Raw genomic sequence first — 19,485 nt, 5'->3', positions numbered from 1 at the left:
CTTGCGCGTCAGGCTCGCTGTCGGGTATCGTCTAACAAGCCCACCAACTCGCTGGCGGGTAAGGGTTTGTAAAAGTAATAGCCCTGAAAACATCGACAGCCTTTGCTCTGTAAAAAGCGAAACTGCTGCTCGGTTTCAACCCCTTCTGCGATTGTTTCCAGCTCCAGGCTTTCTGCTAAATTAATAATGGTGGAACATATTTTCTGTCCCTCGGAGGAGTTGGCGCTTTCTTCAACAAAGGAACGATCAATCTTAAGAATATCTAAAGGCAGGTTTTTCAGATAACTCAATGAGGAATAGCCGGTGCCAAAATCGTCAATCGCCACTTTGATATCTAACTGTTTCAACGACCGGAGCACCTCAGAGCAACCTTGCGTATCTGTTAAGAACACGCCTTCGGTGACTTCTATTTCCAGCAATTCACCACTGATCTCATATTCCTTTATCAATCGCGTAATCAGCGGTACCAGCTTACCGGAAACCAGGTGTTTACCGGATAAGTTTATAGCTACCGGTAGCAGATTTTTGCCCTGTTTTCGCCATTCGCTGAGTTGCTGAAACACCATTTGGAAAACCATTTCTTCCAGTTGAATGATGATGTCTTGTTGTTCGGCGATAGGAATAAATGTAGCCGGGCTGACCGGGCCTTTGTCGGGTACCTGCCAACGCAATAGCGCTTCGGTACCAATTACCCGCTGTTGCATATTGACTTTAGGCTGATACAAAATATGGAATTGCTCAGGATGATTTAAGGCACTGCGCAATGCCTGCCCGAAGAAAAACTGCTCAGACGCACTTTCCGCCATTTCTGGCATAAACACTTTGCAATTATCTCTGCCCGCCTCTTTGGCGTAATACATGGCAATATCAGCCTGTTGGATTAACGCTTCGGCTGATACCGGTGCCGTCTTTTGCATGGCAACGCCAATGCTGGTAAGGATTTTAAGTTCTTTATCCTGCAACTTAACCGGTTTGCGCATAATGGTGAGTATTTTAGCGGCGATATTCTCAACCGTTGACTGACTGGCGATCCCCGTCATCATCACCACGAACTCATCGCCGCCCCACCTTGCCACGATGTCGGTGTCACGAGTGACCTCTTTAAGGCGTTTCGCGACTTCTTTTAGCAGGTGATCACCGGCTTTGTGGCCCAGGGTATCATTGATCTGCTTGAAACGGTCTAAGTCTAAAAAGAATAACGCCAAATCCGGGCCAGCAGCATTGTCATCTTCCAGGTGTTGTTGCAGGGCGTCCATCAAATAGGTTCGGTTGTACAGGCCAGTAAGAGGGTCGGTAAACACCAATTGCTGTAACCTGTCCTGCATACGAGTTTGGCGGGTGATATCACGCACATGAAGTGTGTATTCACTTTCGTTTAATAGTCCAAGTGAAGCGCTGGTGATGGTAATTTCCGCAGGAAACATCTCACCGGTAACACGGCGCAAAGCAATGCGATTACGGCGATTTAGCAATAACCCTTCAGGTTCCGAAAATTTGTGGGCCAGGCTGTCTTCAACCCGGGCCTGCGTATCGTCTAAGACGAATAATTGCACAAAACTTTTGCCCACAACCTGACTTTTAATTTGTCCGAAGGTTCTTTCAGCCGCGGGGTTAAATTCAATAACATGGCCTTTCAGGTCAATAGTGATGATACAGTCCATCGAAGCATCTAAAATGGCACTTTTGCGTTTCTCGCTGGAGCGAAAGTTCTCAATGGCATTATCACGCTTGGCCATTTCCGTTTGAACGCGATTGATAACCCGATTGTATTGTCGGGCGATTTGGCCCACTTCGGTAAACGGCTCCTCTTCCACTGACTGTTCAAACTGGCCTTGTTTTTCCTGAGTTTGCATTTCGCTTAACAAGTCAATCAGTTCCGTAGACGCTTTGTGCTCACTGATATTCATGCCCAGGTATTCTTGTTCGGCAGATACCCGAAGCGGCACAATGCGATTGATCAAATGTAGAAACAACAGACTGGTAAAAAAACAAAACAGTCCAATGACGACAATACCCAAACTCTGGACCCACAATTGTTGCCAAAAGCTCAACCCGGTAGCCAGCAGCGTGGGTTCCCCAAAAAAAGCCACAGACAGGGTACCCCAGATACCGGCAATAAGGTGCGCCGGAACCACACTTAAGGCATCATCCAGCTTTAATCGGTCCATCAGCAGCGTACCAAAATACAATAAAACACCGCCCAAAGCGCCAATCAGCGCAGCCTGTGCCACTGATACAGCATGGGCTGAAGCGGTAATAGAAACTAATCCCGCAATGACCCCGTTGAGAATGTAAGTCACATCTACAAATTTGTGACGCCACATGAAAATAGAGGCAGATGCCACCCCGCCCCAGGCGGCCGCAAGGCAGGTGTTAAGTAGCACCCCGGGTACGCTTTCATTAAAGATCAGTGTGGAACCACCATTAAATCCAAACCAACCCAACCAGATAAGAATGGTGCCCAACACCGATAAAGGCAGGTTGCTACCCACCGGGATTTTTTTCCCGGTATCAAATCGACCAATTCTGGGGCCAATCACAATCACCGCTGCCAGCGCTATCCAGCCCCCCACTGAATGCACAATTGTGGAACCGGCAAAATCAACAAACCCCAGTTTCTGCAACCAGCCCAGATTTTCGGCGTTAAACGCCGATGCCCATGCCCAATGCCCCACGACAGGATAAATAAAACAACACAAAATGAGCGTGACCAAAATATAGCCACGATAAGACATGCGTTCAGCCACGGCACCCGATAAAAGTGTTGCCGCCGTGCCACAAAACATTAGCTGAAATAAGAAGAAGCTCATTTGCCAGGCAGAGCTATGCGCACCAAAAAGAAGCTCTGTGGTACCCACAATGCCCCATAATGAGTCACCGAACATCAAACCAAAACCAAATAACCAAAATACCACTGAGGCAACAATGAGGTCAGAGAGGTTCTTGGCAGCGACGTTGATGCTGTTTTTGCTACGTATTTTTCCGGTTTCCAGGCATAAAAACCCTGCCTGCATCAAAAACACCAGCATTGCACTGGCAATCAGCCAAAAAAAATCCATGGGTGATTCCTGTGTTGCTTTTTGAGAATGTAAACAACAGCAAGAAGTGCGCCGAAACGAACATGGTTGATTTTTAAGCTTTAATAAAAAAGCCGGGCAATTGCCCGGCTCCACTCATTACCTCAGGATTTTGCCCCGATTAAAACTTATAAGAAAAGCCTGCTTTAATTTCGTACAGTGAAGCATCACCGATACGAACTTCAGCCGGAGTTCCTTCTTCAACGGTATTCGGGAAGTTGACTTGCTCCAGAATACCCCAGTCGTCATTCAGGAAGTTGGTCAGGTTATCAATAACCAGGTAAAACTGCCCAGTGTGACCATCGCTAAACCCCGGAACTTCTTGTGTGATCCGTAAATCAACTTTAGTCCACCATGATCCCTGTTCACTGTTACGCGTATCACCAGGTCTCAACACAATCGGTAAGAAATCCAGATATGGCGTAAAGTTATACGGGTCAATCGTACCGTCAAAGGTATTGCTGTAAGGTTGACCAGAATTAGACGAACCATACAGAGAGAATCGTGTCTCTAGACCATCAAACAGCTCAGTTGCATAATTTAACGTCGCTGTAAAACGGTGTCTGATATTGTAATTAGACAGAGAGGACACTTGCTCCTGAGGATCAAAGAAGGCACGGCTCGTGTAGTTGGAGAACGCCACTGAGCTGGTCATTGGCTGTACGTCTTTCGCATTGCTATAGGCGTAACCCAATCTCCAATCCACACCGTTGTCATGCTGTTTAGCAATCGAGCCAGATAACGAAACAGATGTGCTGTCTTCGTCAGAGTTTGTCAGTACAAAAGACGGCTCTCTGACACTGTCGTAGATTGGATAACCATCGTCGTTCGTACCAACTTGTTCGATATCACCGCGTAAAACTATCGTGGCGTCTTGAGTACGCGACACCAATAAATCAACCGTGGTCACGTAGTCACCCGGCAAAATATGCGTTGCGCCTAATGCGAATTTCCACTCTGAAGATAGTTCGTAATCCGGATCAAGGTAGTTGATTTCAAAATTATCACCTACGCCACCCGCTACTGCATCATACAACTCCTGCGGAATGCCGTAACCCGGGCCATTTGGTACCCCTTGCTCTAATCCTGCGTAAACGACATCATCGTCAAACAAGGAACGTGAACCATCGGTGTAACCAAATGAGCGACCACGCTGACCAAACTGTAATACATTGTTTGCAGAGAAGTTGTTAGACATCCAAACAACCGGATTACCACCGGTGTAGAGACCCACACCACCGCGAAGTGTGGTGTCATCACTTAAGGTGTAAGTAAAGCCAACACGAGGTTGTAATAAGCCTTCACCATCCAGGTTCGTTGAGTTTGAGAAGCCGTAGTCAGCGACAAAGTCAGGGTTTTCAAGCGGGGCGTCGCTGGTCGTATACCAGTCGTAACGCAAGCCCACTTTCAGGATCAGGTCGTAAATAGGCTCGAATTCGTCCTGAATATAAACAGCATTTTGCGTGTAACCCCATTCAGCTGCGGCGTCTTCAGGAATATTGGAAGGTGCGTTGTTGTAGTAAATGGCATCAGCAAAACCATTGCGGAAGTTTTCGATGCCATCAAAGCGAATTTCAGTCTCAGAGTGTTGCACAAACATGTTAAATACATCCAGAGACTTAGACTCGACACCGAAGGATAAGGTGTGACCATTGTCAAAGTAGTAGTTACCTTTGAAGATAATGTCTGACTGATCGTAATACAACTTGTTGGCCTGGCGGCTATCATCACCACCGATGTACACATCAACATCGTCAGTTTCAATCCGAATTTCACCAAAGTCTGTACCACCAACACTGATCTGACGATTGTCCAGTTCCAGATAACCCAATCGCAATTCGGTAGTGAATTTATCTGACCAGTCTGAATAGATAGACATAACGTAGGAATTCAGCTCAGCGCCACGCTCGTACAGGTGATTTTCAAATTCAAACTCGTTTAAATCACCATCTGATTCTGTGTAATTGTTACCATCGTTATACAGATAAGTGAAGGATGCGCGATGATCAGAATTAATGTTCCAGTCCAGTTTAACCAGTAATTTTTCGTCATAGTTGTCTAAACTGGAAGGAATTGCACCTGGATCGTAGTTGTAGACGTTTCGTGCAATATCTGCAATCTCATCCAGCTCGGCCTGGGTAATGTTTATTTCGTTCACAGCACCTGAACCAATAGCGCCGCGGTCAAACAGGTTTGCACCATTTGCTTCTTCATAGGCAACGTAAGCAAACAATTTATCTTTGATGATTGGGAAACCCACATCAAAACCAAATTCTTTCCGGCTGTAGTCACTTAAAGTGACATCATCTGATTCCAGTGAATCACCACGCAGTGAATCATTGGTATATTCAAAGAAAATACCGCCGTGAATTTCATTGGAGCCGGACTTAGTTACGGCGTTGATATTACAGGCTGTAAAGCCACCGTATTGCACATCAAACGGCGCCAACTCTACTGCAACCTGTTCAATCGCATCGTAAGGGAAAGGCATACGTTCTGTGGGATAACCATTGGAGTTAAGACCAAAGGAGTCATTCATTTGTACCCCATCAACCGTCAAACTATTGAAGCGAGGATTCTTACCACCACACTGAATAGAGTTGATGCTGCCCCTTGATTCGTCCACGAAGATTCTTGGGTCAATACGTACGATATCAGAAATATTTCGGTTAATTGACGGTGCGTTTTGCAGCTCTTCTAAACCAAAGTTTGCAGAAGGTCCAAACTCACCACCCGCCAGTGTAGAAATTTGAGATCCGGTAACCACGATACTTTCCACGGCTTGTTCCGCTTCCAATGCAATATCAAATACCGAAGGTTCACCCAGATTCAGATAGACATCATTGATGGTGGTATCTTCTAAGGTCGAACTATCTACCTCAATTGTATAAGGCCCGCCTACACGTAAACCACGCGCACTGAACTGACCCGCACCATTTACGGTCGCAGTACGCACTGTTCCCGATGGAATGTGGGTAATGGTTACCGTTGCTCCTTCTGCTGCATTTCCAGCGGGACCAACTACGTTACCACGAATACTGGATGAGGTTTCCTGGGCAACAGCCACAGACGAAAGCCCACCAGCAAGTGCAACCGCCAAAGCGACTTTACTCAACTTAGTATTTTTAAACATTGTGTTTTCCTGGTTTTAAGTGTGTAGAGAAATTGATGGCTTAAGCCAATTCTTATTCATATTGCACGATTAATAATAGTACGAACTTTGTAACAATTGAATATTTTTTCACCAACAGAAAGACGGCAGCACCCCGCTACCTCTCCCATCAGACATTTCTATATTGGCTTAAAACTGTCTGGGTGGTCAAGAAATCGACGAAAGGATAGTTGAAATTGATGACATTAATATTGCTAAGTACTACAAAACAGAGAAAAAAAACCAAAAAAAAACCGGGTTACAAAACCCGGTTTCGACTCTTTATCAGTGTTACTGCCACTTAGAAAGTGTAACGAACACCGACTTTAATACGCCATGTAGAATCTTCAACATTAAAACGGCTGAAGTTACTGGTGTTAGTACCGCCAAAGCGTTCCTGATAAACGTATTGGCCCTGGTCATTCAGATCCCAGTCAAACAAGATTTGTTGTGGGTACTGCATGTCGTAGTGCTTACCCCAGTCGTCGTTTAACAGGTTGGCGAAGTTATCAATATTCAGATAAACCGTCGCTTTGTGACCTTCCATAAAGCCAGGGACTTCCTGATTAATAGACAGGTCCATAGTGGTAACCCAGGGTTGTCTACCGGAATATTTAGGTACATAACCCCCTGCGTTACCAGCGACTCCCGCCTGGCTTGCAATCGCCATAATCTCGTCATAGCTCAGGCCAGCATCAAAATCAAAGTTGGCATCAGATGCACTGCCTGGCAGATAGGGGATATAAATATCACTGTCGTCGAACTCACCTTGATCACCAAAGTGCGCATCGCGGAATGAACCTAAGGTCCAGGCAAAAGGTTCGCCAGAACGACGCTCAAAGAACAGGTTGAAGGTGGTTGCATAACCTTCAAAGAACTCTTTCTCATAGGAAAGGTTCACAACCCATCTGTGCTCAATTTCGTAGTACGCTGTACCTTCAGTAGGGATATTACGATTCTGAGTAACTTCAAACTGGAAGTTAGATTCAGCAGTAGAGCTGGTGCCCGGGTTAACTTCAGTAATATTCTGGTTAGTATATGAGGTACTCAAAGTCAGACCATTGTCCCACTCTTTGTATAATGAAGTACTCCAGATAATGCTGCGGCCACCATCGCTGGCATTAGTTAACTGTAAGTCCCAGTTACCTTGCAGATCCGGATCGTCATAAACAGAACCCCAGATAATGCGGCCATCTGTTGCCGTACCTACCTGCTCGCGAGACAAGTCTACCCAAAACGCAGAGTCTTTCTTGTCAACATAACTAAACTCTGTACTCCAGGCAAAATCATCGCCAACACCAGGAATATCAAAGGTCAGGTCTACCGCTAACTGGTAACGCCAGTCGTTAGGCAGTTCAAAGTCAGGATCAATAGTGTTGGTGCTACCTGCGCCTGCAACCAGTGAATCCTGTACCGAACCAGGGATGGTGGTGAAATCCACATTGTCAGGGTTGGCAATCGCCTCATTGGTGGCACTTGAAGGTGCATTTACGTTTGTCACACCGTCACGCGTATAGGCGTTGGCAATCCATACCAGAGGTGTTCCACCTGTATAACGGCCTACACCACCACGGATAGTCATTTCGTCGTTGACATCGTAAGTAAAACCGATACGAGGTAACAGAATATCTAAACCGTCCTGGTTTTCTGTGTTTGCATAGCCATACTGGGCCTGGAAGTTTTCGTTAAGGCGCGGTGCACCATCAACACCAATACGCTCATAACGCAAACCAGCCGTCAGCATGAAACCGTCGAACAATTCTAAGTTCGCTTCACCGTAAGCAGCATATTTGTTGCTGTCGACGTCATAAGCGATATCGTTAATATTGCCGGTATAGGCGCTGGCATACTCTAATCTTGAAGGCGCTTTATTTTCGAAATCGTCTAAAGAATCAAAAGACCAGGTACCTGCAGAGTCACGACCGAAGATATTGAAGTTAGATAAATCTTCGTACTCAACACCAAAGCGATATTCTACGTCACCCGCCAGATAAACAGCGTGTAAACCGAACTTCAACTCTTCGTTTGCCAGGCGGTTGGCATGACGGCTCTCATCCTGACCTGCAGCGATTGAACCATTTTCAGTCTGAACATTGATCTCACCCCAGCCCACTGAAGTGTTAGAAGCCTGCTCATACTCTTTATAGGAGAAGCTGGCTTCAGTCGAGAATGCATCATTCCAGTCAGAGTAAACGTGACCTGTTAATAATGTGGTTTCAGAAGCCTGGAACCAAAGACCTGAGCCCATGTCTAGTGTAAAATCTGAGTCTGTATAGTTACGCGCCGCAGTGTTGTCCTGGTAGCTATAGGTCAGGTCAGCACGGTGATCTTGCGTAATGTTCCAATCTAATTTAACCAGAGTTTTCTTGTCGCTATCGTTAGGTGGAGTGCCACCCAATGAATCTGTCAGGCCGTATACGTTAGACATGATGCCAATAAAACGGTCAACTTCTGCATTGGTTACACTGTGTCCACTGCCAGCCAGATCGTTCAGGTCATATTCGAATAATACGCCTTCTTCCCATTCTTCATAAGAAGCAAAGAAAAACAGTTTGTCCTGAATAATCGGACCACCAACGGTAACACCAAAAGTAGTTTCATCCGTGTCTACCGGAATATCGACACCAGGATTACGCTCAGTGTCTTCCGCATCACCAGACTCAACAGTATCTTCATAGAAGAAACTACCGTGGAATTCATTGGTACCCGATTTGGTAACTACATTCACGTTACCACCGGAGAAGTTCGCAGCACGGGCATTGAACGGCGCGAAATCAACAGAGATCTGCTCTACCGCATCCAGTGAAATAGGCGGACGCTGTGCTGGATAACCATTGGAATTAAGACCAAAAGTATCGCTGACACCCACACCATCTACTGTCAGTGAGTTAAACTTCGGGTTAGTACCAGCGATGCTTAACTCAGTACCATCAGGTGATACAACCGCCAGAGGGTTTAAACGAACGATGTCTTTGATATCACGGTTGAAGGTATTGCCCTTCATAATTTGGTCTTCGCCAAATACGCTACTGCCACCGTTGTTAGAGAAGAAGTTGCGGGTACCGGTAACCGTAATGGTTTCCAGATCCTGCATGGCGTTCAGTTGTGTATCCAGGTTAAGCGGCTGGTTCAGCTCAAGGTAAACGTTTTCGATTACCTGACTTTCGAACTCTTTGGACACGATCATCACAGTGTAAGGACCACCTACACGCAGACCACGCGCAGTAAATGCACCCTCAGCATTGACTTCAACTTCTTTCACTGTGCCAGAAGGCTGGTGAATCATTGTAATCGTGGTACCTACTGCTGGCGAGCCTGTTGGCCCTTCAATAACACCACGAATGGATGAAGACTGACCGGTATTAGCAACAGCAGCTGTAGACAAACCTACAGACACGGCTACCGCTAACGCGATACGGCTTAGTTTAGAACGTTGCAACATTGTGTTTTCCTGGTTTTATAAAAATTGTGATTATAAGTTGTGACTATTTACATTTTGTTACTGGTATGTCGTAAATAGTGCGGTGCTGCGTTTATGACACCAATCTGAATCCTTTCAGTGATGTTACATTCAATTAACAAATTCGAACGCAAAAAAAGCAGCCAACACAGCACCCTGTGATGCACTTATTTTCTCAATCAGACAAAAAACAGGAAGACTTTAATGCCATTCATAATCTTTCGTTAATATATGTTAAATATCAACAAGTTACATATATTAAGTAAATTTACTGGTTGAAATAAGTAAGTTTAGCTGGTGAAATAGCGGCTGATTTTTGTGCATTCACATTAAGAAATGAGAAACTATCCCCTATCCCTGACGAGTTTAATACTCATTGCGTTGGTACTCGCCGGATTGACGTTTGAAATAAGTCGTAACGCCTTCCCACTAAAAATAGACGTTATACCGACCGTGCTATCTTTTCGGGACAATTGCAAAACCATATCAGGTAAAAACAATGACGCGCTGGTCCTGGCAGTTCAAATTGAAAACATGGCCAAAGAACTGATGACGTCGTTATGTAAAAATCCCACCGTCTCTAAACAATTCGGCGAAGTTCGCGCCCACTGGATGCCAAATGAGCGTGAAATGCTGGATTTTGTAGGCAAAGGACTGGTGGACCTGGTGTTGATTAAAGACAATTTTATACATGCCTTTAACTCTGACGAAGTGTATGGCTACGAAGAAGTCGCCAGTTACAATAAATATGCGGCGTTTTTTATCGGCTTACGTGAAAAACCCATTTTGAATAAAGAGTACCTGCTGGGAAAACGCATTGGAATTTTGGATTATGCCAGCAGCCGCTCCGGCCATATCGCGCCAATGACCTTGTTTAAGGAGCTGGACCTGGATGAAAACCAGGTACAACTGGTGTATGGCAAATCCCATCAGCAGTTACGCTGGTTTCTGGAAAATGGCTCAGTGGATATTATTTCCACCTATTGGTCAGACGCTGATGCAGAACGGTTTAATAGTGAATACCGCACAGCGTTGGTTTCAGAAATAGAAGGCAGTAAATGGTATTTGAAAGAAGCGGATAAAAACACCGCATTGAAGTGCGCTATTCAGCAAGAGCTGAGTAATTTAGCGCTACAGGACCAGGGATATTATCGGCAACTTACGGTTACCCGCCCCTGCGCGCAACAAGGTACAAACTAAGATGAACCTGCAACTGATAAAAAGTAATCCGCTGGTGCAAAGCGCACTACTGTTTGTGCTGCTTACCCTGGTGACCATTCAGGGTAATTCGCTTAGCCGACAACAGCAGATTGACGATGCCTTGCTGTTATTAAAAAATCGGGTCTCCCTCGATGTACTGGATCTGAACATTGCCAATGAATTAAGTGCCAAAGTAAAAGACAATATTACCGTGCGCCGCTATATGCACAGTCTTAATGAATATCTGGATTCGGTTAAGTTCCCGCTGAAACTCAAACGCATTGCCAACTTTAACTACGAAGGGCCGTTTGATTTGACTGTTACTGAAGTAAGGCACTTCGAACTGAAAACCTCCCGCACCAGCATCGATGTTGAGGCCAGCATCGTAGTCAGGCATTTTCAGGCATGGACTATGTTGTTTCCGCCCTTTTTTACTCTGTTGTTTTACCTTTTGAGTCAGGCCAACAGTAAAAAACGCAGTGTTACAACGCTCCCGGTCAGCGAAGAACAAACCCACCCTGCAATCATGGTCATCGATCTCAGGGATCGCAGCTTGTATATGGACCAGTCTCCCGACATTAAAACTACACTGGCCAATAAACCACTGTGTTTTTATGTCGCCATGTTGAAATATTGCAGCGAACAGGAAGCACCACAGTTGTACCACAATAAAAATCTGCCGGAATCCTTTATTGAACTGGCCAACAAATATTTTTATCGGCTGTTAGAACTGGGCCACTCCCGAAGAAAACGCCCGGACTTTGACAGTAATATCGATAAAATGCTCAGTGAGATTCGCACCGCACTGGATGAAATACTCACCAACTATCCCGATGTGAAGTGCCACTTTTACCCGCAAAAAGCACAAGGAGAAGGCTCCCGTTCAAAGTTACACAACTTTGCACTGGTTACCTTGTCAGCGGAGCAATTTCAATTGATTGGCGATTAATTCGACCAAATGGTCAAGTTTTAGTTGATATTTTGCATTTATTTGCGTTAAATCAATCATGACTGCTGGCATTTTTTCACTTCGCTGGTAGTCTTGACTAAAACTGTCCTGTTTACCAATTATGAGTCTTGAAACTAAGGTGATCGCGATATCCGGCGGCTCCGGCTCAGGAAAATCCCTGTTCACCGACAAAATTAAACACTACTTCAAAGAAAATGGCGCTGATATTCAGGTGATCAGAGAAGACAACTATTATCGTTGTCAGGATCATCTGGAGATGGAAGAGCGCATCAAAACCAATTACGACCATCCGAAAGCGTTCGAACATGAACTGTTGGTGACCCATCTGGGACAATTAAAAGCGGGTAACGCGATTGAATGTCCGGAATACTGTTACAAAACCCATACACGCCTGAAAGAAACCCGCACGGTTCATCCTGCGCAGGTTATCGTTGTTGAAGGCATCATGTTGTTAGCCAGTCCGGAGCTTATCCCTCTGTTTGACGTAAAAGTGTTTATCGATACACCGCTGGATATTTGCCTGTTGCGTCGTATCAAACGGGATTTATTAGAACGAGACAGAAGTCTGGAGTCCATCAGCAAACAATATCAGAAAACCGTAAAACCTATGTATCACCAGTTTATTGCGCCCAGCCGATTTATTGCTGACGTAGTTGTGACACAAGGCGGAAAAAATCAGATAGCGCTGGATGTGATAAAGTCCCACATAAAACAAATATTACAATAAAGGAACATCATGATTAGTATCTTGGGAATCATTGCTTTGCTGGGAGCCGCCTGGCTGCTCTCCTACGACAGAAAAGCCATCAACTGGCGTACGGTGGGTGGTGCGTTTGCGATTCAGGCCAGCGTCGGTTTATTGGTATTGTATTTTCCGCCGGGCAAACAGTTCTTACTCTGGATTGCCGGTGGTGTTTCCCGGGTACTGGAATACAGCCAGGCAGGTATCGATTTTTTGTTCGGTCCCATAGGCGACAAATCCCTCGGTTTTGTATTTGCCTTTAACGTGTTGCCGGTTATCGTATTTTTCTCTGCCCTTATCAGTGTGCTTTATCACCTGGGGGTTATGACTATTATCATTCGGGCCATTGGCGGCTTTTTACAAAAAGTTTTGCACACCAGTAAACCCGAATCCATGAACGCCGCCGCCAACATTTTTGTTGGTCAAACCGAAGCACCACTGGTTGTAAAACCCTTTATTCCCAATATGACCCGCTCTGAGCTGTTTGCGCTCATGGTAGGCGGTATGGCATCTATTGCAGGCTCGGTTATGGCGGGCTATGCCGGTATGGGCGTTGAAATTAAATATCTGGTTGCGGCATCTTTTATGGCAGCGCCCGGTGGCCTGCTAATGGCGAAAATGGTCTTACCTGAATCTGGCGCCCCCAAAGACGAGCTGGAACAACTCAATCCAAAAATGGAAGAGAATACCAACATCTTTGATGCCGCTGCACAGGGTGCGGCCTCGGGCCTTAAAATTGCGGCCAATGTCGGCGCGATGCTGCTGGCCTTTATCGCCCTGATAGCCCTGCTAAATGGTTTAATTGGCGGTATCGGCGGCTGGTTTGGTATGCCCGATCTGAGTTTCCAGATGATTCTGGGGTATGTGTTTCAGCCCCTGGCCTGGTTGCTGGGTGTTCCCTGGAACGAAGCCAATTTAGCAGGCAGCTTCATCGGTCAAAAATTAGTGGTGAACGAGTTTGTGGCTTACCTGGACTTTATCACTCATCGTGAAAACCTCAGTGCCTCAACACAGGCTATCGTGACCTTTGCCTTGTGTGGATTTGCTAACTTTTCTTCAATCGCCATTTTAATGGGTGGAATTGGCGCCATGGCTCCCAACAGACGCAAAGATTTAGCGTCACTGGGCTTGCGGGCTGTTATCGCCGCCAGTTTTGCCAACCTGATGAGTGCCGCACTGGCTGGCTTCTTCATCTCCATCTCTTAACATTTTGCGGAGGCAACTATGCAATTAGTAGCAATCGACTACCAGGCAGAAAACGCTGCCGAGTTGTTTACCCGTTCACTGCGTGAAACAGGTTTTGGTGTATTAAAAAACCACCCCATTCAACAGTCTGCGGTTGAATCCATCTACAAAAACTGGCAAACCTTCTTTGATAGTGAACAAAAAAACGATTTTGTTTACAACAAAGATACCCAGGATGGCTTTTTCCCCGCCAGTGTCTCGGAAGTAGCCAAAGGCTTTAAGGCAAAAGACATCAAGGAGTATTTTCATTTTTACCCCTGGGGACAATGCCCTGACCACCTAAGAGCGGAGCTGGCCAATTACTACAAAATGGCCAATGAACTGGCCAAAGAATTATTGAGCTGGGTTGAGCAATACTCACCGGAAGATGTTGCGGCCGGTTACCGACAATCGCTGTCCAGCATGATTGATGGCAGTGAGCAAACCTTGCTGCGGGTATTGCATTATCCGCCATTGCAGGGAGATGAAGAACCAGACGCTATTCGCGCCGCCGCCCATGAAGATATTAATCTGTTAACCATTTTACCCTCGGCTAACGAACCTGGCCTGCAGGTGCAGGCCAAAGACGGCAGCTGGATGGATGTCCCTTGTGATTTTGGCACCCTGATAGTCAATATAGGTGACATGCTCCAGGAGGCTTCGGGTCACTATTATCCGTCCACCAGTCACCGGGTCGTCAATCCGGAAGGACAGGACACTTCGCGCTCCAGAATTTCATTACCACTGTTTCTGCACCCCAAACCAGAAGTCGTGCTGTCTGACCGCTATACCGCTGACAGCTATCTGAAAGAGCGTCTGAGAGAGCTTGGCGTGATTTAGACCCGTGTTGCAGTAATGCTACAAAAGTAACGTTACGCATTAATAAGAAAGTTTGAATTGGCGAATAGACCTTTGTTTATTCGCCAATTTTGTTTCTGTTTGATATGTTTTAGGGATACCCAACAGGAACTTGATATGAAAAAATTTTTTGCCTTACTTGCGTTAATCGCATCGGCCAATGTTATGGCCGAAAAACCTAAACTGGTGGTACAAATTACCGTAGATCAGTTGCGGGGAGATTTATTATTCCGCTACCAGCACAATTTTCTCAACACTGAAAACCAAAAGGGATTCAATCGCTTCCTCGAAGATGGCACCATTTATACCAATGCCCATTATCGCCATGCCGCTACGCTTACCGCAGTGGGTCACGCGACGCTGGCCACCGGAGCCATTCCGTCGCAACACGGTTTGATTGGCAACAATTGGTATGACGTCGCCACGCAATCGGATATGTATTGTGTTGCCGACAAAACCACTAATATCCTGTTGGGTGATGGTTACAGCGCGTCACCTAAAAACCTGATGGCCTCTACCTTTTCTGATGAATTGCACTTTGCCAGCAATGGCAAAGCTAAAATCTATTCCGTGTCAGTAAAAGATCGCGGTGCCGTGCTTACCGGTGGGCATTTTGGCAAGGCGTTTTGGATGGACAAAAATACCGGGAATTTTGTCACCAGTTCTTATTACTACTCTGACTTTCCTCAGTGGGCCACGGGTTTTAATGAGTCCGGCGTAAAAGACAGTTTTGTAGCCACACAGTGGGACTTGTCCAGACCCGAGGCTGCCTATGTGAACAGTACCGGAAATCAGATATTTCAGATTCCGCCACGTGGATTCTCACGCGGCTTTCCCCACCAGTTACCTCAGGAAGCGGGCAAGGAATATTACAAAGCGTTGAACCTGACTCCCTATGCTGACTCCCTCACCGCGGAATTTTCCAAACACATCACCACTCAGCAGGGGCTAGGCAAAGACGAGGTTACCGACTTTCTGGCCATCAGTTTTTCATTGAATGACTACATTGGTCACAATTATGGCCCCTACAGCCGTGAAGCCGAAGACGGCCTGTACCGTCTCGATAGTGTGTTGGCTGATTTGTTCACTTTCCTAGATAAAGAAATTGGCCTGGACCAGGTCCTACTGGCCTTTTCTGCCGATCACGGTGTGGATGCCATCCCTGAATACAAAAAATCTTTAGGCTTTGCAGGTCTGAGAGGGGATGTTTCCAATAAATTTAAACGCTTTGTCAGTGACTACGCAACGAAAAACAAAGTAGAGGGAGATTTGCTGTTCTCCATTCGCCTGCCCAACATTTATATCAACCACGATACCGTGGCGCGCAATAATCTGGAGCTGGACCAGCTCCTGTCGGATTTCACCACAGAATTGGCCAGTTACCCCGAAATTGCCTCAGTTTATAGCAGTAAAGAGTTAGCTGCGGGTACCAGTAAGTCTGATCCAATATCGCAAAAAGTCAGCAATAATTTTGTTGCTCAGCGCTCCGGTGATTTGGTGGTGGTGCAGCAAACGTCCACCATGACCGCCAGCTACTCTGCCGCGACCCATGGCTCGCCATACAAGTACGATACTCACGTACCTGTGTATTTTACTGGCTGGAAAGTGCCGGCGCAGCGCATTACACGCCTGACCTCTCCTGAGGACCTGGCGGTAACCTTATCCGCAACTCTGGATATCGGCTATCCGGATAAATCTACAGGCAATGTGTTACCCGAAATTGCGGATTTAAAATAATCCGGGTTTACGGATACCAAAGGCCAGGCGCTTCGCCTGGCTTTTTCATTCCCACGTATATTCCTGCAACTTGCGCCAGACAAACACTCAACACTATACTTTCAGGCACCACTATCTGACCGGGCCGTTATTTTGTTAAAACTAGTTGGATTTGCATTTGCTTTTATTTCCATCACTGTCATGGCACAGCAGAATAGTGCTGATGGCCTGAATCTCTGCCCTGAAAAGTGGTTCGATATTCGCTTACCGGAAGGCAGTAAAACCTGTCGGGTTTTTGGCGTCAAAAAACCATCAACCTTGAGTTTTTTTATCAAATCCACGCCTGAAATCGTGTCGGAAAGCCTGGCAGCACAATTAAATACTGCGACTGTTGCGAAACAGGGAAAATACCTGACACTGCACAGCCGGGACAAGCAGTATCGGGCTTACATCTATGCAGACGGGCCGGGAACTCAGGTTAACCTGATAGTTAATTAAGGCGATTTCCCGGGTTTTTAGCGAGCTTCTTTAATCAACTACTAACTCTGGCACTGACTTTGCTTTGAGTGTTAACAGAAAAGCGTATTTCAGTTAGCAGGAGAAAATATGGAACTCGCAATCGTTTTATTTATGTTACTTATCGTTGTTACGGTGGGAGCTATCAAATTAAATGACGGTGGCCTCGCCTTTCCATTTGCCCGAAAAACAAATTTGTTTACCCCGGTGGAACGCCAGTTTCTGGATCTGCTGGAAGCCTCAGTAGGTGACAAATACCGCATAATTTGTCGTGTGCGCCTGATGGATATTCTGGCTGTGCGCCCCAAAACCGAAAAGAAAACACTACGTACGGCCATGCAAAGGGCCGCAGGTCATCATCTGGATTTCGTCCTGTGCGATAAGACGGATTTATCGCCGGTTATCGCAGTTGATCTGGTGCATCAAAAAAGCAAAAAGGATGGTTACAAAACCCAACGGGATTGGTTTTTAAGCGGCGCTCTGGATGCTGCCCGGATTCCGCACCTGCGTATCAAGGTAAAAGGTGGCTACAAACCGGCAGACATTCGCGCCTGCATCAATGCCAAACTGGCTCCCATTAAGTACAAAGAGCCTAAAAAGCCACTGGTTGCTGGCACTAATAACCCGGATCGCAAGGCGACTTTCACCCGCCCCATCGCCGCCTGATAGCGCAACGACTTCATCGACCTCCGGTCACCCCTTAATTGCCAGACTGCGTCTGGCATTTTTTTATTTACGACTGTTTTTTACGTGAGCCTGTCGTTAAACTGTAGGTTCGAATTCAGTCACAAAACGCTGCCAGAGTATAACGGCGGCCACGGAACACATTCCGGCTTACCAACAGGATTTATAAACAGCTATGAAGATCGGTATTTTAGGCGCAATGGATCAGGAAATTGCACTGTTAAAACAACGAATGCAATTAAAAGAAACCTTCCATTTTGCACACCTTGAATATTACGTCGGTACGATAAATGATGTCGAAGTGGTATTAGTAAAATGCGGTATAGGAAAAGTCGCAGCATCTGTCTCTACCACAGTAATGATAGACAGATTTGCACCGGATTTTGTGGTCAATACGGGATCTGCCGGTGGTTTTGATACACAGCTGAATATTGGCGATGTAGTGATCGCCACCGGTGTACAACACCACGATGTCGATGTTACCCATTTCGGCTACAAACGCGGTCAGGTCTATGGCATGCCAGACATTTACCCCTGTGATGTCAGAATGGTGGACGCGGCTGTAAATGCTGCAAATAACATTACCCACACCACCATTAAGAGAGGACTGGTATGTACCGGGGATTCTTTCATTGGCTGCGACGAAGCGGTAACCCGACTTAGAGGTCTGTTCCCGGATATGTCTGCCGTCGAAATGGAAGGTGCTGCAATCGGGCAAACCTGCTTCATGCTGGATACCCCATTTTTGGTGATCCGTTCACTATCAGATATCGCCGGTAAGGAGTCTTCTGTATCCTTTTCGGAATATCTCGAACAAGCAGGTAAAAACTCCGCCGAACTGGTGATGGCCATGATTCAGGAGCTGGCGAAATATCAGGATTAATGGGCTAAATGGCACTATTCTCTGAGTTAAACCCCGCGCTGCTCAGTGCGGGCATACTGGTTGTGGCTTTATTAGCCGAAGCCAATATTCGATGGAGTGACAAGAGTCACCCCTTAACCTTTTTGAAATTCTTTGCCCGCGCTTTAGGCAAAAAGGCCGCAAACAGCCAGCGTTCAGTGGGACAACAGCGGATTGCCGGTATCATGGCCATGGTAGTTTTGCTCGCACCACTGGCAATTTTGATATTCACTATCAAGTGGTTTGCCGAATACGACTGGTTCTTTGAAGCTTTCTATCTGTTTATTGCATTGCGGTTTAGTGCCGTTAATTTAAAAACCCGACAAATTATTCAGCAATTGCGGCAGGACAAAAGAGCGCTGGCCCGCAACACCTTATCCGGGATAGTGTTAAGAGAAACCAGCAGCCTCTCCAAAGTAGGCATCATTAAAGCCAGCATGGAAACCCGCCTGCTGCGTTTTCATTACCAGTATTTGACTGTGATCTTCTGGTACCTGATAGGTGGAGGCGTTACAGCCTTGCTCTATCGCTGCTTGTATGAAATGAGTCAGGAATGGAACCTGAAAATCAAACAGTTCAGCTACTTTGGCAAACCTGCCGCCTGGTTAATGTTTGTTATGCAATGGCTTCCGGTTCGAATTTCTACCCTATTCTTTAGTATTACGTTAGGATTGTCCGGCTCCTTTGCCGCAGTCAAACGCCTGGGCTCACAGGTATCCAGCCATAGCTTGATTTTGGCGGTATTTGCCGGTGCGTTAAAGTGTGAACTGGGCGGACCGGCCTTTTATGGCATCAAAAAAATTCGTCTGCCAAAATGTGGGACTGATACCTTACCCGGCATCGAAGATGCCCGCCGCTTAGGCATATTAATGATCCAACATGGCATATTGTTGTGTATGTTAGTATTTCTGGCCTACACCAGTGCCTGGTTTATTTTCAACAATGCGGCTAAAAGCTTCACGGGTTAAGCCGACATAAAAACATAA

Annotated in this window: 13 protein-coding genes; 10 read left to right on the top strand and 3 right to left on the bottom strand. The window is 46.2% G+C overall.

The annotated features are described in order from the left end of the window. Nucleotides 1-8: 8 nt before the first annotated feature. From amt to LJ740_RS06695, 3 genes are all read right to left on the bottom strand, one after another. A complete protein-coding gene (gene amt, locus LJ740_RS06705; RefSeq protein WP_229528306.1) occupies nucleotides 9-3,059 on the bottom strand; it encodes an ammonium transporter in 3,051 nt (1,016 codons plus the stop codon). A 139-nt stretch (nucleotides 3,060-3,198) separates the two neighbouring features. Beyond that, complete coding sequence (locus LJ740_RS06700; RefSeq protein WP_229528305.1) at nucleotides 3,199-6,210, bottom strand: TonB-dependent receptor; 3,012 nt, start codon at nucleotides 6,208-6,210, stop codon at nucleotides 3,199-3,201. Nucleotides 6,211-6,529: 319 nt separating this feature from the next. Then, a complete protein-coding gene (locus LJ740_RS06695) occupies nucleotides 6,530-9,670 on the bottom strand; it encodes a TonB-dependent receptor (protein ID WP_229528304.1) in 3,141 nt (1,046 codons plus the stop codon). Nucleotides 9,671-10,024: 354 nt separating this feature from the next. Between LJ740_RS06695 and LJ740_RS06690 the strand changes: the two genes are divergently transcribed. The 10 genes from LJ740_RS06690 to LJ740_RS06645 all read left to right on the top strand — a co-directional run bounded on the left by LJ740_RS06690 (nucleotide 10,025) and on the right by LJ740_RS06645 (nucleotide 19,467). Then, nucleotides 10,025-10,888 (top strand): hypothetical protein, encoded by an 864-nt coding sequence (locus tag LJ740_RS06690; protein ID WP_229528303.1) that lies wholly within the window; start codon nucleotides 10,025-10,027, stop codon nucleotides 10,886-10,888. A gap of 1 nt (nucleotide 10,889) precedes the next feature. Further along, on the top strand, nucleotides 10,890-11,837 hold the full coding sequence (locus LJ740_RS06685) for a hypothetical protein (RefSeq protein WP_229528302.1): 948 nt from the start codon (nucleotides 10,890-10,892) through the stop codon (nucleotides 11,835-11,837). A 121-nt stretch (nucleotides 11,838-11,958) separates the two neighbouring features. Continuing rightward, complete coding sequence (gene udk / locus LJ740_RS06680; protein WP_229528301.1) at nucleotides 11,959-12,585, top strand: uridine kinase; 627 nt, start codon at nucleotides 11,959-11,961, stop codon at nucleotides 12,583-12,585. 9 nt (nucleotides 12,586-12,594) lie between these two features. Further along, a complete protein-coding gene (locus tag LJ740_RS06675) occupies nucleotides 12,595-13,806 on the top strand; it encodes a NupC/NupG family nucleoside CNT transporter (protein WP_229528300.1) in 1,212 nt (403 codons plus the stop codon). Nucleotides 13,807-13,824: 18 nt separating this feature from the next. Continuing rightward, nucleotides 13,825-14,664 (top strand): 2OG-Fe(II) oxygenase family protein, encoded by an 840-nt coding sequence (locus LJ740_RS06670; RefSeq protein ID WP_229528299.1) that lies wholly within the window; start codon nucleotides 13,825-13,827, stop codon nucleotides 14,662-14,664. Between the two features lie 135 nt (nucleotides 14,665-14,799). Then, nucleotides 14,800-16,419 carry an alkaline phosphatase family protein gene (locus LJ740_RS06665; RefSeq protein ID WP_229528298.1) on the top strand — a complete coding sequence of 540 codons (1,620 nt, stop codon included), beginning with the start codon at nucleotides 14,800-14,802 and terminating at the stop codon, nucleotides 16,417-16,419. A gap of 132 nt (nucleotides 16,420-16,551) precedes the next feature. Next, entirely contained in the window at nucleotides 16,552-16,896 is a 345-nt protein-coding gene (locus tag LJ740_RS06660) for a hypothetical protein (protein ID WP_229528297.1), read from the top strand. A 108-nt stretch (nucleotides 16,897-17,004) separates the two neighbouring features. After that, a complete protein-coding gene (locus LJ740_RS06655; protein ID WP_229528296.1) occupies nucleotides 17,005-17,580 on the top strand; it encodes a DUF2726 domain-containing protein in 576 nt (191 codons plus the stop codon). A 193-nt stretch (nucleotides 17,581-17,773) separates the two neighbouring features. Next, complete coding sequence (locus LJ740_RS06650) at nucleotides 17,774-18,481, top strand: 5'-methylthioadenosine/adenosylhomocysteine nucleosidase (RefSeq protein ID WP_229528295.1); 708 nt, start codon at nucleotides 17,774-17,776, stop codon at nucleotides 18,479-18,481. Between the two features lie 8 nt (nucleotides 18,482-18,489). Beyond that, the gene (locus LJ740_RS06645; protein ID WP_229528294.1) at nucleotides 18,490-19,467 is read left to right on the top strand and encodes a cobalamin biosynthesis protein CobD/CbiB; all 978 of its coding nucleotides are present in this window, start codon (nucleotides 18,490-18,492) and stop codon (nucleotides 19,465-19,467) included. Nucleotides 19,468-19,485: the final 18 nt, after the last annotated feature.

The organism is Planctobacterium marinum (assembly GCF_020687805.1).
Classification (GTDB): domain Bacteria; phylum Pseudomonadota; class Gammaproteobacteria; order Enterobacterales; family Alteromonadaceae; genus Planctobacterium; species Planctobacterium marinum.
The sequence above is the reverse complement of the archived record's forward strand: the minus strand, read 5'-3'. Positions and strand labels throughout refer to the sequence as shown.

Excerpts from the sequence above, each read along its gene's own strand:
- LJ740_RS06650 (WP_229528295.1), top strand. The coding sequence starts at position 17,774 with ATGAAGATCGGTATTTTAGGCGCAATGGATCAGGAAATTGCACTGTTA.
- LJ740_RS06700 (WP_229528305.1), bottom strand. The coding sequence starts at position 6,210 with ATGTTTAAAAATACTAAGTTGAGTAAAGTCGCTTTGGCGGTTGCACTT.
- LJ740_RS06685 (WP_229528302.1), top strand. The coding sequence starts at position 10,890 with ATGAACCTGCAACTGATAAAAAGTAATCCGCTGGTGCAAAGCGCACTA.
- LJ740_RS06655 (WP_229528296.1), top strand. The coding sequence starts at position 17,005 with ATGGAACTCGCAATCGTTTTATTTATGTTACTTATCGTTGTTACGGTG.
- amt (WP_229528306.1), bottom strand. The coding sequence starts at position 3,059 with ATGGATTTTTTTTGGCTGATTGCCAGTGCAATGCTGGTGTTTTTGATG.
- LJ740_RS06645 (WP_229528294.1), top strand. The coding sequence starts at position 18,490 with ATGGCACTATTCTCTGAGTTAAACCCCGCGCTGCTCAGTGCGGGCATA.
- LJ740_RS06665 (WP_229528298.1), top strand. The coding sequence starts at position 14,800 with ATGAAAAAATTTTTTGCCTTACTTGCGTTAATCGCATCGGCCAATGTT.
- LJ740_RS06690 (WP_229528303.1), top strand. The coding sequence starts at position 10,025 with ATGAGAAACTATCCCCTATCCCTGACGAGTTTAATACTCATTGCGTTG.
- LJ740_RS06695 (WP_229528304.1), bottom strand. The coding sequence starts at position 9,670 with ATGTTGCAACGTTCTAAACTAAGCCGTATCGCGTTAGCGGTAGCCGTG.
- udk (WP_229528301.1), top strand. The coding sequence starts at position 11,959 with ATGAGTCTTGAAACTAAGGTGATCGCGATATCCGGCGGCTCCGGCTCA.
- LJ740_RS06670 (WP_229528299.1), top strand. The coding sequence starts at position 13,825 with ATGCAATTAGTAGCAATCGACTACCAGGCAGAAAACGCTGCCGAGTTG.
- LJ740_RS06675 (WP_229528300.1), top strand. The coding sequence starts at position 12,595 with ATGATTAGTATCTTGGGAATCATTGCTTTGCTGGGAGCCGCCTGGCTG.